The following is a 12,539-nucleotide window of genomic DNA, read 5'->3' as shown; positions in this document are numbered from 1 at the left end:
TGAAGACGTTGCTGTTGAAATGACGGTAAGCAGCGCCGCCATAGAGCTTGCCAGCCGTGCCGTTCAGAGCGATGCCCTGATAGTTGGCAGCATCGTCGTCCGTCTTACCAGCCGCATCATGAAGATTCGACTGCGTGTTTGCGCTGTTGAGATCCCAGCGGCCTGCTTCAAGCGTAGCCTTGAGGTTCTTGCCGAACGTTACCTGAGCGCCCGAGAACTGATCATCGAAGAGCATGCCAGCCGTCTCCGTGGAGAAGAACGGCATCTTGCCGAGCTTGACCTGGAAGTTCTTGTAGTCGCCCTGCGCCCAAACGCGCTTTACCGTCAGATCCGACGTCTCATCCTTGCTCGGGTTCATGAATGCATCGATACGAGCCTTGACGTGCCAGTTATTGTTGACCTCAGCGCTCGGCTCGAGGCGGAAGTTGAGCTGATCTTTGTTCTGCTTTTTCGTAGAACCATCTTTCTGCTCATAGCGCTGACTCCAGTAACGGTAACGAGCCTGGCCATTCCACTTGACATTGTCGGCATTGCGCTCGAGGTTGCTGACGCGGACGCCGAGGTTGTTGAGTTCATCGGAGAACTCAGCGGCGAGCTTGTCAATCAGGGCCTTGTCGGCTGCGGAGACGTCCGTCTTGGCCATGGCCTTGGCGATCATCTGAGCCATCTCATAACGCGTGATGTTCTGGTTGCCGCGGAACGTCGTGTCGCCGTAGCCTTCGATGACGCCGTCAGCTGCGAGCTGGGATACAGCGTCATAAGCCCAGTGGTCAGCCGGGACATCGGAGAACGGGTTAGCAGCAGCAAACGTCGTGCTGGCAGCGCCAACGACGAGAGCCGTCGTCAGAGCGGATACGAGAGTCTTTTTCATATGAACTACTCCTTCTTCAAAACAAGTGAAACTTCTTGGATGATTTCGCGAAGAAGGTGTTCATGAGTGTCCATGTTTCCTCAGTTCTTTTCTTCACTGCCTCGTTCCAATTGGTTATCAGTGTAACACAAATCACCGGCGTTGACAAATTTCCACCTATATGTTTTTATCTTGGCAATCAAATCTATTTTGTTAATTTTCTGTATATATAGAGGTACAAAAAAGACCGCTCCAAAAGGAACGGTCTTTGTATTGCGGAACTTCTGCTGCTGGAATCAGAAGAAGAAGCTTACGCGGCCAAACAGAGTCTTGGCATCGCGATCCGTTGCGAGGTCCTTGCCATCGAAGTACTCGAGAGCCGTGTAGACGTTCTTGAACGGAACGTAGCTTGCACCGACTTCCCAGCCCTTCTCGTTGAGGTGATCATAATGGGCCGTATCATACGTCGGCATAAGCGAAACATTCTGGCCGAGGTAACGATAAGCAGCATAAGCGCCCCACGTGCCCTTGTTGGCCGTATCCGAGCCCTTGTAGGACAGCTGAATGTTGTGAGCTGTGTCGTAGTTGTCAGCTTCCGTATTCTGAGCGAAGGCACCGAAAAGATTCCAGTTGTGGTCGAACTTGTAGCCAGCGCCGACGGACCAGATGTTGGCATCGTCAGACTTGGAGCCATTGCTGTAGTTAGCAATGTTCGTGAAGGCAGCGCTATTGAAGTGACGGTAAGCAGCACCGAGGCGGAGCTTGTTCGGGCCATAGTTGAGTTCTGCACCCTGATAGTTTGCAGCATCGTCATTCGTTGCAGCATGAGCAATGTGGCCATTAGCATCTTTTGCCAGATTCCAACGACCAGCTTCGAGCGTAGCCTTCAGGTCTTTACCGAAGTTGACCTGAGCACCGGAGAAGAAGTCATCCAGTACGAGACCATCATCAGCAACGGAGTACAGCGGCATCTTGCCGAGCTTGACGTTGAAGTTGCCATACTGGCCGTCTGCATAAACATACGTCAGCTTGACATTGCCATCGTCGCCCTTGTCGCTGGAAAGATCCGTATTAGCCGTCAGACGAGCATTGACATGCCAGTTGTTGTTGACCTCAGCCGTCGGATAGAGGCGGAACTGCAGCTTATCCGTGTTGTCATTCTTCTCGTCCTCATGACGTGCGCTCGTGTAGGTGTAGCGAGCCTCGCCCGTCCACTTTACTTTGTCAGCGTTGCGCTCGAGGTTGCTGACGCGGACGCCGAGGTTACCCAGCTCATCGGAGAACTCAGCAGCGAGTTTGTCAATCAGGGCCTTGTCGGCAGCGGAGACATCGCTCTTTGCCATAGCCTTGGCGATCATCTGCGCCATCTCATAACGCGTGATGTTCTGGTTGCCGCGGAACGTCGTGTCGCCGTAGCCTTCGATGACGCCGTCAGCTGCGAGCTGGGATACAGCGTCGTAAGCCCAGTGGTCAGCCGGGACATCGGAGAACGGGTTGGCAGCAGCAAACGTCGTGCTGGCAGCGCCGACGACGAGAGCCGTCGTCAGTGCGGATACGAGAGTCTTTTTCATGAAGAACTCCTCCTTTGGGATAAAACAATTATGATTCTCGTTCAAACAAGGCCAAAGAAAAAGAACCGCATGAGTGTCCAAGTTTCCTCAGGATTCCTGGCGCTCTTTGGTTCCTCATTGAACAAGATTGATTGTAGCACAGATTCCTGCCGCTGTAAAGCTGTCCTCGACGGTATACAGTCTGACAACATTTCTTTCATGCAGTTGGACAATGTCAATTACGCGGCAGCAGGCATCATGCTATAATTGTAACAGGGCGCGCCCTCACTGCTCTTTCGGGCGGACGGCGCGGACCATCTTCTCGAATTTCGTGCGCGGCATCATGACGAGATGGCCGCATCCCTGGCACTTGAGCCGGAAGTCCATGCCGGTGCGCAGGACTTCCCATTCGCTTGAGCCGCACGGGTGCGCTTTCTTCATGCGCACGATGTCACCGACGGCATATTGTTGTTTTTCCATCATGGTATTTGGAGGCCTCCTATGAAAATCTCGATCCTGCAGATGCCGGTCGCTTTCGCCCGGCCCGATGAAAATATCCAGACGCTGCGCCGCATGGTCGAAGCGTCCATGCGCGAGGAGCCGGATGTGCTCGTGCTGCCCGAGCTCTGGCGGCTCGGCTTCTACCCGCAGCCGATTGCCGTGCACGCGGACCTCGACGGCCAGCAGTCGCGCGCCGTGCTCGCAGAGCTCGCGCGCAAGAACGGCGTGAACATCGTCGGCGGCACAGTGGCCAACCGGCGCGAGGGCAAGGTCTACAACACGTGCTACATCTTCGACCGCACGGGCACGGAAGTCGCCTCATACGACAAGGCGCACCTCTTCACGCCGAGCGGCGAGCGCAAGGACTTCGCGGCGGGCCAAAAGAGGGTGACCTTCCGACTCGACGGCGTGCTCTGCGGCGTCGCCGTCTGCTACGACATGCGCTTCCCCGAATTCATCCGCAAGCTCGCACTCGAGGACATCTCTGTCCTCTTCCTGCCCGCCGCCTGGCCCGCCAGCCGCCTGAGCCACTGGCAGATTCTCACGCGCGCCCGCGCCATCGAGAACCAGCTCTATGTCATCGCGGCCAACGAGGCCGGTACCGACGAGCAGGGCAACCACCTCGCCGGCCACTCCGCCATCCTCGATCCCTGGGGCGAGGCCATCGCTGAGGCAGACGAAAGCGAGGCCATCCTGACCGCCCGCCTGCGCCCCGGCCTGCGCCAGCACATCCGCGAGACACTCAACGTCTACGCCGACCGCCGCCCGGAGCTTTACTGAACACGGCTATCAAAAAGACTGTCGCAAACGCGGCAGTCTTTTTTCTCTCGTATTGCGGAATCAGATACCGGGTAAACCCCGATGTGCGCAGCACGAGGGGCCAAGAGCCTCACCTACCACACAGCAGCGGGGCCATGTAAAACGCACCAACTGCGCCCCCATGTAAACCGAACTGGTCAAGAGGGAGGGGGCCTGCATTTCGCCTGCAGGAGCGCAGTGACTGCCCGCAGGGCTGGTCCCCAAACGCCAAGCAGGATCCGTCCGCAATGTCAGGACGCCGCGGCAGGCGGCGAAGCGCCAACGATGCGATACAAAACCATGGGGACCATTCAACGGAGCGACGAAGCCGAAATGCAGGCCCCCTCCTGCGCGACAAACGAAACCAGCCCCCACGGCCTAGCATCACACGTTGAAGCGGAAGTTGACGACGTCGCCATCCTGCATGACGTAGTCCTTGCCCTCGACGCGGACCTGGCCCTTCTCGCGGGCGGCGGCGACGCTGCCGGCGGCGATGAGGTCGTCGTAGTTGACGATCTCCGCGCGGATGAAGCCGCGCTCGAAGTCCGTGTGAATCTTGCCGGCGGCTTTCGGTGCCGTCGTGCCCTTGACGATGGTCCAGGCGCGGCACTCATCCGGGCCGGCCGTCAGGAAGGTCTGGAGGCCCAGGAGGTCGAAGGCTGCCTTGATCAGGCGGTCGAGGCCGCTCTCCGTCTCGCCGAGGTCTTCGAGGAAGGCCTTGGCCTCTTCTTCGTCGAGCTCAGCGATCTCCGACTCGACTTTTGCCGAGATGGCGACGACTTCGGCGCCCTCTTTGGCCGCGTATTCCTTGACCTGCTGGACGTACGGGTTCTCGTCGTAGGCCGTGGCGACTTCATCCTCAGCGACGTTCGTGACGTAGAGCGTCGGCTTGAGCGTCAGGAGGTTCATCTCCTTGATGATCTCGAGGTCATCCTCGGAGAGGTCGACCTGGCGCGCCGGCGTTCCCTCGTCGAGCGCGGCCTTGATGCGGCGCAGGATCTCGTCCTCGACCTTCGCCTCTTTGTTGCCGGACTTCGCGATCTTGGCGAGCTTCATGATGCGCTTCTCGACGATCTCGAGGTCTGCGAGGCAGAGCTCTGTCTGGATGATGTCGATGTCGCGCAGCGGGTCGATGCCGCCCTCGACATGCGTGATGTTCGGGTCGACAAAGCAGCGCACGACATGGGCGACGGCGTCGACCTGGCGGATGTGCTCGAGGAATTTATTGCCAAGGCCCTCGCCCTTGGATGCGCCCTTGACGAGACCGGCGATGTCGACGAAGCGCACGGTAGCCGGCGTCGTCTTCTTCGACTTGTAGAGCTCATGCAGGACCTTGAGGCGCGGATCCGGTACGGCGACGACACCGACATTCGGCTCGATCGTGCAGAACGGGAAGTTTGCGGCCTCAGCGCCGGCTTTCGTGATGGCATTGAAAAGCGTGCTCTTGCCGACATTCGGCAGGCCGACAATACCAACTTCTAAGTTACTCAAAATAGATTTCTCCCTTGCGTTTGATTTGCGTGTTGATTACAGTGTGCCAAAGATGCGGTCGCCTGCATCGCCGAGCCCTGGTACGATGTAGCCCTTCTCGTTGAGCTTCTCGTCGATGGCTGCGACGTAGAGCGGCACATCTGGATGATCGTGGTTGATGACGCGGACGCCCTCTGGCGCTGCGACGAGGCACATGAGGATGATGTGCTTCGCGCCCTTCTCCTTGAGCAGCGAGAGCGCGGCCGACGAGCTGCCGCCCGTGGCGAGCATCGGGTCGACGACGATGAGCGTGCGCTCGGCGACATCGCCCGGCAGCTTGCAGTAATACTCGACTGGCTTCAGCGTCTTCGGGTCACGGTACATGCCGACGTGGCCGACGCGGGCCGCCGGGATCATGTTGACGACGCCGTTGAGCATGCCGAGGCCGGCGCGCAGGATCGGCACGACGCCGACTTTCTTGCCCGCAAGCATCTTCTCCTTGCACTTGCAGATTGGCGTCTCGATCTCGACATCCTTGAGCGGGAAGTCGCGCGTGATCTCATAGGCCATGAGCATCGAGATCTCCTCGAGCAGCTCGCGGAAGTCCTTCGTACCAGTCTCTTTCATGCGCATGATCGTGAGCTTGTGCTGGATCAGCGGGTGGTCGATGACGTGGACATTCATTGGTTCAGCCATAAAAGATACCCCTTTCTACACATTACAGAGCCCCGCAGAGCGGGGCCATGTCAGATATGGTTCACATGTTATTCACAGTGCTTATTCATAGAGCGGATATTTCGCGCAGAGGGCGGCGACGCGGCGGCGTGCCTCCTCTTTCTTTTCTTCGTTCTGCGGGTCATTCAAGACGAGCGCGATGATATTGCCGACTTCGCGCATGTCGTCTTCCTTGAAGCCGCGCGTCGTCAGGGCCGGGCTGCCGAGGCGGATGCCGCTCGTGACGAACGGGGAGCGCGGCTCGAACGGGATTGTATTGCGGTTCGAGGTGATGTTGACCTCGTCGAGGACGTTCTGCGCCTCTTTGCCCGTGATGTCCTTGCTCGTGAGGTCGACGAGCATCAGGTGGTTGTCCGTGCCGCCCGAGACGATGCGGAAGCCGTCCTGCTGCAGCGTCTCAGCGAGTGCCTTGGCGTTCTTGATGGTCTGCGCTGCGTACTCCTTGAACTCGGGGCGCAGTGCCTCGCCGAGGGCGACGGCCTTGGCGGCGATGACGTGCATGAGCGGGCCGCCCTGGATGCCGGGGAAAACGGCCTTGTTGAACTGCTTGCCGAATTCCGCATCCTTGCAGAGGATCATGCCGCCGCGCGGGCCGCGCAGCGTCTTGTGGGTCGTCGTCGTGACGACGTCGGCGTACGGGACCGGGCTCGGATGGAGGCCGGCGGCGACGAGGCCAGCGATATGCGCGATGTCGACCATGAGGTAAGCGCCGACCTTATGGGCAATCTCCGCGAGGCGCGGGAAGTCGATGATGCGCGCATAGGCGGAGGCGCCGGCGACGATCAGCTTCGGCTTGCACTCTTCAGCCTGCTTCTCGAGTGCGTCGTAGTCGATGCGCTCCGTCTCCTTGTCGACACCGTACGGCACGATCTTGAAGTACTTGCCGCTCATGTTGACCGGGCTGCCGTGCGTCAGGTGACCGCCGTCCGTGAGGTTCATGCCCATGACCGTGTCACCCGGCGTCAAGAGGGAGAAGAACACAGCCATGTTGGCCTGTGCGCCGGAATGCGGCTGGACGTTGGCATAGGCTGCGCCGAAGAGCTTCTTCGCACGGTCGATGGCCAGCTGCTCGACGACGTCGACGTACTCGCAGCCGCCGTAGTAGCGCTTGCCGGGGTAGCCTTCGGCGTATTTATTCGTCAGCACGCTGCCCTGTGCTTCCATCACGGCTTTGGAGACGATGTTCTCCGACGCGATGAGCTCGAGCTTCGTGCGTTGGCGATTGAGCTCCAGGTCAATCTCTTTCGCGATTTCCGGGTCCGACTGTTTCAGGGTGTCCATCAGGCTCATGGGTTTCCTCCTATTCTGCTGCTCTTGCAGCATGCCCTATTGTGTGGATGACAGATGGCGAGGAGCTTACTGCTGCTCGATTGCCATGATCTTGTTGACGCGGCGCGCATGGCGGCCGCCCTCGAACGAGCTCTCGACGAACGCGCGGACAATCTCGCCTGCCGGGCCGAAGCCGAGCACGCGGCCGCCCATCGCGAGGACGTTGGCGTTGTTGTGCTCGCGCGCTTTCTTGGCCGAGTAGACATCGTTGCAGAGGGCGCAGCGGATGCCTTTGACCTTGTTGGCCGCAATCGAGATGCCGATGCCCGTGCCGCAGAGCACGATGCCGAGATCGGCCTTGCCGCTCGTCACATCTGCGCAGACTTTCTCGGCGATATCCGGGTAGTCGACGGACTCCGTGCCGAAGGTGCCGACATCCGTCACCTTGATGTCTTCGTACTCTTTCAGGACCATCTTGACTTCGTCCTTGAGTGCCACAGCGCCGTGGTCACTGCCAATCGTAATGTTCATGGATTCTCCACCTTTCTTACATGCTCTTTCTTATTCTATCACACATGCGCACCAAAAAAAACACATCAAGTGACCGATCATCCCTGGAAAAGCGCGCGGATCTCCTCTTCGGTGAGCTTGGCGAGGAAATTCTCGCCGGGCTGTATCATCTGGTCAATCAGGGACTTCTTCTTTTCCTGCAGCTCGTAGATCTTCTCCTCGACCGTCCCCTTCATGATGAGCTTGAAGACCTGGACGTTGCTGCGCTGGCCGAGGCGGTAGGCGCGGTCGGTCGCCTGGTCCTCGACGGCAGGGTTCCACCACGGGTCGAAGTGGACGACCATGTCGGCGCCCGTGAGGTTGAGGCCCGTGCCGCCCGCCTTGAGTGAGATCAGGAAGACCGGCACGGCGCCCCTGTTGAACTCCCGCACGAGCTTCATGCGCGTCAGGGCCGGCGTCGCGCCATCGAGGTAGAAGTGCGCGAGCCCCCTCCTTCGCAGGCGCTCGGCGATGTGCGAGAGCATCGTCGTGAACTGCGAGAAGATCAGGAGGCGGTGGCCGCCTTCGCGCGCCTCCGCGATGAGTTCCTCGAGCATGTCGAGCTTGCCCGAGCCGCCGTGGTAGCTCTCGAGGAAGAGCGAGGGGTCGCAGGCAATCTGGCGCAGGCGCGTGAGGATGGCGAGGATCTTGATGCGCTGCTCTCCGGGGCTCGCGAGGCTGACCTCGCGCAGGAAGTCGCGCTGGCTCTTCATGAAGTAGGCCCGGTAGACTTTCGCCTGCTGCGGCGTCATCTCACCGACGAGCTTGCGCTCGACCTTGTCGGGCAGCTCCTTTAAGACATCCTTCTTCATGCGGCGCAGGATGAATGGCATGACGCGCTGCCGCAGTGCCTTGGCAGCTTTCTTGTCCTCGGCGCGCACGATGGGAAGCTCGAAGCGCTGCTTGAACTTCGACTGGCTTCCGAGGTAGCCCGGCATCAGGAAGTCAAAGATGGACCAGAGCTCCGTCAGCGTGTTCTCGATGGGCGTGCCCGTCAGCGCAAAGCAGGTGTCGGCCGACAGTCTCTTGACGGCGCGCGCACTCTGCGTCGCGGGGTTCTTGATGTGCTGCGCCTCGTCGAGGAAGATGCAGGCGAAGCGGCGCTGCGCGTAGAGGTCGACGTCGCGCTTGAGCGTGTCGTACGTCGTCACGATGACGTCGACGCCGCCCGCCTGCTCGAGCTGGGCGCGGCGCTCCGCCTTCGAGCCCGCCACGGCCACCGCCTGAAGCGCGGGCGCGAAGCGGGCGATTTCCTCGAGCCAGTTGTAGAGCAGCGAGGTCGGCGCGACGACGAGCGCAGGTGGCGCCTCTGGCGCTTTCCTGGCGAGCAGGAAGGTGATGACCTGCAGCGTCTTGCCAAGGCCCATGTCATCTGCGAGGATGCCGCCGAGATGATGGTCCGCAAGGCTTGAGAGCCAGTTGAAGCCTGTGACCTGGTAGTCGCGCAGCACGGGCTTCAGCGAAGTCGGCACCTCGTAGTCGGCCTCCTGTGGCTGGCGGATGCCGCGCACGATCTCGCGGAAGCGGCGGCTGCGCACGAGCTGCAGGCCCTCGTCTTCGCGCGCGAGTCCGTCGAGGTACATGGCCTCCGAGAGCGGCAACTCTATCTTGCCGCCTGCGAGGTCCTTCTTCTTGAGCCCCGCGTTCTCCACGAGCGAGGCGATGGCGCGCAGCTGCTGGTCGCCGAGCGTCACGAAGCTCCTGTCCTTCATGCGGTGATAGCGCTTCTTCTGGCGGTAGGAGTCGAGGATGTCGACGAGTTCTTGATAGTCGACATCCTTCATGTTGAACGTGACCTCCAGGAGGTCCATGTCGTTGACACTGACGCCGGCCGTGACCTTCGGCATGGGGCGCACGGGCCGGCGCTCGAAACTCGCCTCGTAGAAGATCTCGACGCGCTCTGGCAGCTCCTCGAGCCCCTGCGTGAGGAAATCGTAGCTCCTCTCCTCGTCGAGCTGGACGAACTGGTCGCGCTTCTTCGTGAAGCCATAGCGCGCAAAGACGACGAGCACCGCCTGCTCCGCCTCGCTGTCGCGCACGAGCAGGTGACCCTCATCGGCCTCCGGCGCCGCCTGCACGACGGGATTGAATCGGATGTGGTCGTAGACGAAGACGGGTTTCACGGCGATGCCCTCGCCCTCGTAGTCGAGGTAGAGCTCTGCCGTGAGCGGCACGAGCAGGAATTCCTCCTCGAAGCCAGCGTCGACATCGACATCCGCGACCTGCTCGACGGCCGGCAGGATGCTGCTGAAGAACGGCGTCATGTCGCCATGCGAGAGCTGCACGCTCGTCGCGCGCGCAAACGCCTGCCAGAGCGGCTGCAGCGCGCGGCCGAACGCATCCGCCACCCGGTAGATGGCCTCGTGCTGGTAGAGGATGCGGCAGTCCTCCGAGAGCGGCGTGAGGTCTCCGTCCTCCAGCGTGATACGGCCGCTCCTGTCAGCGAGGCGGCTGACCTCCAGATGGATGGCGGGCTTTCCCTCGCGCAGGTGTGCCGCGATGGCCTCGCTGCCGTCGATGTGCAGCTCGATGGATGTCTCCCCCATGATGGCGAGGAAGTCCTCGAGCAGGCTCGGCGTCAGGTGCATCATCTTGTGCTCAAAGACCGTGCTCTTCTGCAGCGCGTGCATGTAAGAGAGCGCCGGCTGGTGGCGCAGCAGACTCTTCTCGTCGCGGTACGCCTGCTGCATGAAGGCCCAGAGCCTCTCGGAGACGACGTCGGCCCAGCGCAGCGATGCCGTGTGTATCACATTATTGCGGCCAAGCGAGTAGTCCTCCCCCGCCATCACGCACTGCAGGAGCTCCATGAGATTGCGCACGACGTAGAGGCGGCTCATGCCGATGCGGAACTCGAGCCAGCTCTCGACCCTGCCTGGCGCACTCTCGACGAAGAGGCGCGGGACGAGGTAGACGGGCTCCTGCAGCGGAGCGGATGGCAGCTGCGCCGCCAACTGGAAGCCCTGCAGCAGGCGGCGGCCGCCCGCATCCGTGCCCGGAGAGGAGCCGCCTGCCATGGATTGCTGCTGGACAGTCTTGAGCACGGCGACGACGTGCTTGCAGGCGCCGAGGTACTGCGCGGCGGCCGGGCAGTCGCAGTGGAACGACTCGACTTCATCGCCCGCCTCCGTCAGGCTGATGCGGACATGATATGCCTCCGTTCCCTCGACGACGGCCGTGTAGCTCCTGCCATCCTCCTGCCGCTCCAGATGCCCGACGGCGCCGCGCCTGAAATAGCGGACACCGCGCTTGTAGGCGGCATCCGTCGCCACTGCCCGGATCTGCTCCTCATCGATCACCGTATTCCCGCCTTTCTTCTGCTTCGCAACTATGCTAAGATAAAGTAGATTTCATTCCTTTCATCTTAACATATTTCACTCACTCCGAACAGAAAAGAGAGCATCATGAACGAACAAAAACTCCCGCACGGCGCGCGCATCCTCGTCGTGCGCCTCAGCGCCATCGGCGACGTGCTGCACTCGACGGCCGTCGTCCACAACCTCAAGCGGCTCGTGCCGGACTGCCATGTGACCTGGCTCGTGAGCCCGCCGGCGAGCATCCTGCTCGAGAACAACCCCGACATCGACCGCCTGCTCGTCTGGGACCGCCGGACGTTCGACAAGGCGGCAGCGCATCTCGACCTGCGTACCGTCCGCCAGACGCTCAAGGAAGCTGCCGCGCTGCTGCACCAGTACGAATTCGACATCGCGCTCGACATCCAGGGGCTCTTCCTCTCGGGCATGCTGACGCGCATGAGCCGCGCGCCGCGCCGCATCGGCATCCACGAGCGCCATGAGGGCAACTTCCTCTTCATGACCGAGATGGCACCGGACATCCCCGAACGCCACAAGATACGCCGCTACATGACGGCACTCGCGCCGCTCGGCATCGGCCCCGAGGACTTCATGCCCGGCCTCGTGCTCAAGCTGCCCGACACCTACGATGGCTTCGCCGAGACGTTCTTCGCGGATAAGAAGGTCACGCTGCACGACCCGCAGCAGCCGCTTCTGCTCGTCAACACGCGCACGACATGGCCCGACAAGAACTGGCCGCCCGAATTCTTCGGCCGCGCGCTCGCCAACCTGCCCGAGAACATCCAGATCGTCTTCACCGGCGCGCCGTCCGACCAAGTCTACATCGAGCGCGCCCAGCAGGAGATGGAAGGCCGCGCCTCCCTCTCGATTGCCGGCCAGACGAGCCTCCTGGAGCTTGCCGCCATCTTCCGTGAGTCCGACCTGTTGCTGACCGGCGACACCGGCCCGCTCTACATCGCCGAAGCCGTCGGACTGCCGACCCTCTCCCTCTGGGGCCCGACCCATCCGGGCATCTACGGCTCGCTGACAAAAGGTCACCACTTCATCCTCTCCCCCCACGAGTGCACCGCCTGCTGCAAGACAAAGTGCCGCCACAGGACAAACGCCTGCATGAACGCCATCAAGCCCGGCACCGTGACAAAAGCCCTGCTCGAACTGCTCTACCACTGAGTAGGCCCATCAAATAAATATCCCCCGGCATAGCCGGGGGTTTTATATTTACGGCCTTATAAGGCCTCTGCTTACCAGCTGCGCTTAAAAGCGCTTGTCGGTCCGTCATACGCTTACTATTTCCGGCTACCCGTAAACGGGTCTGTCATATCCAGTACCAACTGTTCCGACATGTAATCTTCCTTCAGCTGGTTCTGAATGTATTCCGTTATTTTCTTTTCGTTCTTGCCTACCGTACTTACATAGTACCCTCGACACCAAAAGCTTCGATTTCTATATTTGTACTTCATATTCCCCCATTTCTCGTAAATCATCAAACTGCTCTTCCCCTTCAAA

Annotated in this window: 11 protein-coding genes; 2 read left to right on the top strand and 9 right to left on the bottom strand. The window is 60.5% G+C overall.

The window, feature by feature from the left end; translation table 11 throughout:
- The 3 genes from T518_RS10345 to T518_RS10335 form a co-directional block, all read right to left on the bottom strand.
- Positions 1 to 871: S-layer homology domain-containing protein (locus T518_RS10345; RefSeq protein WP_036378677.1), on the bottom strand; the 871-nt coding region annotated here is incomplete at its 3' end.
- A gap of 275 nt (positions 872 to 1,146) precedes the next feature.
- Positions 1,147 to 2,421: a porin gene (locus tag T518_RS10340; protein WP_036378675.1), complete on the bottom strand. Its 1,275-nt coding sequence runs from the start codon at positions 2,419 to 2,421 to the stop codon at positions 1,147 to 1,149.
- A 264-nt stretch (positions 2,422 to 2,685) separates the two neighbouring features.
- On the bottom strand, positions 2,686 to 2,883 hold the full coding sequence (locus T518_RS10335) for a DUF951 domain-containing protein (protein ID WP_036378672.1): 198 nt from the start codon (positions 2,881 to 2,883) through the stop codon (positions 2,686 to 2,688).
- 18 nt (positions 2,884 to 2,901) lie between these two features.
- On the opposite strand from T518_RS10335, the gene T518_RS10330 reads away from it, so the two are divergent.
- The gene (locus T518_RS10330) at positions 2,902 to 3,681 is read left to right on the top strand and encodes a carbon-nitrogen family hydrolase (RefSeq protein WP_036378671.1); all 780 of its coding nucleotides are present in this window, start codon (positions 2,902 to 2,904) and stop codon (positions 3,679 to 3,681) included.
- Positions 3,682 to 4,083: 402 nt separating this feature from the next.
- On the opposite strand, the gene ychF is transcribed toward T518_RS10330, so the two are convergent.
- The 5 genes from ychF to T518_RS10305 all read right to left on the bottom strand — a co-directional run bounded on the left by ychF (position 4,084) and on the right by T518_RS10305 (position 11,018).
- Complete coding sequence (gene ychF / locus T518_RS10325; RefSeq protein ID WP_036378670.1) at positions 4,084 to 5,190, bottom strand: redox-regulated ATPase YchF; 1,107 nt, start codon at positions 5,188 to 5,190, stop codon at positions 4,084 to 4,086.
- A gap of 36 nt (positions 5,191 to 5,226) precedes the next feature.
- Positions 5,227 to 5,853, bottom strand: coding sequence for a uracil phosphoribosyltransferase (gene upp, locus T518_RS10320; RefSeq protein ID WP_155948159.1), 627 nt, complete (start codon positions 5,851 to 5,853; stop codon positions 5,227 to 5,229).
- 93 nt (positions 5,854 to 5,946) lie between these two features.
- Positions 5,947 to 7,194 carry a serine hydroxymethyltransferase gene (gene glyA, locus T518_RS10315; RefSeq protein WP_036378666.1) on the bottom strand — a complete coding sequence of 416 codons (1,248 nt, stop codon included), beginning with the start codon at positions 7,192 to 7,194 and terminating at the stop codon, positions 5,947 to 5,949.
- Between the two features lie 66 nt (positions 7,195 to 7,260).
- Positions 7,261 to 7,704, bottom strand: a complete 444-nt coding sequence (gene rpiB, locus T518_RS10310) for a ribose 5-phosphate isomerase B (protein ID WP_036378665.1) — start codon at positions 7,702 to 7,704, stop codon at positions 7,261 to 7,263.
- 77 nt (positions 7,705 to 7,781) lie between these two features.
- Complete coding sequence (locus T518_RS10305) at positions 7,782 to 11,018, bottom strand: DEAD/DEAH box helicase (RefSeq protein WP_036378662.1); 3,237 nt, start codon at positions 11,016 to 11,018, stop codon at positions 7,782 to 7,784.
- A gap of 105 nt (positions 11,019 to 11,123) precedes the next feature.
- Here T518_RS10305 and T518_RS10300 point away from each other — a divergent pair, with 105 nt between their 5' ends.
- A complete protein-coding gene (locus tag T518_RS10300; protein ID WP_036378661.1) occupies positions 11,124 to 12,203 on the top strand; it encodes a glycosyltransferase family 9 protein in 1,080 nt (359 codons plus the stop codon).
- A gap of 116 nt (positions 12,204 to 12,319) precedes the next feature.
- On the opposite strand, the gene T518_RS10295 is transcribed toward T518_RS10300, so the two are convergent.
- A partial coding sequence (locus tag T518_RS10295; RefSeq protein ID WP_036378659.1) for an IS200/IS605 family transposase occupies positions 12,320 to 12,539 on the bottom strand: 220 nt, incomplete at its 5' end.

It is taken from the genome of Mitsuokella jalaludinii DSM 13811, from assembly GCF_000702905.1.
GTDB lineage: Bacteria > Bacillota > Negativicutes > Selenomonadales > Selenomonadaceae > Mitsuokella > Mitsuokella jalaludinii.
The sequence above is the reverse complement of the archived record's forward strand: the minus strand, read 5'-3'. Positions and strand labels throughout refer to the sequence as shown.

Coding starts and splice junctions, on each gene's coding strand:
- T518_RS10340 (WP_036378675.1), bottom strand. CDS start 2,421: ATGAAAAAGACTCTCGTATCCGCACTGACGACGGCTCTCGTCGTCGGC.
- T518_RS10335 (WP_036378672.1), bottom strand. CDS start 2,883: ATGATGGAAAAACAACAATATGCCGTCGGTGACATCGTGCGCATGAAG.
- T518_RS10330 (WP_036378671.1), top strand. CDS start 2,902: ATGAAAATCTCGATCCTGCAGATGCCGGTCGCTTTCGCCCGGCCCGAT.
- upp (WP_155948159.1), bottom strand. CDS start 5,853: ATGAATGTCCACGTCATCGACCACCCGCTGATCCAGCACAAGCTCACG.
- glyA (WP_036378666.1), bottom strand. CDS start 7,194: ATGAGCCTGATGGACACCCTGAAACAGTCGGACCCGGAAATCGCGAAA.
- rpiB (WP_036378665.1), bottom strand. CDS start 7,704: ATGAACATTACGATTGGCAGTGACCACGGCGCTGTGGCACTCAAGGAC.
- T518_RS10300 (WP_036378661.1), top strand. CDS start 11,124: ATGAACGAACAAAAACTCCCGCACGGCGCGCGCATCCTCGTCGTGCGC.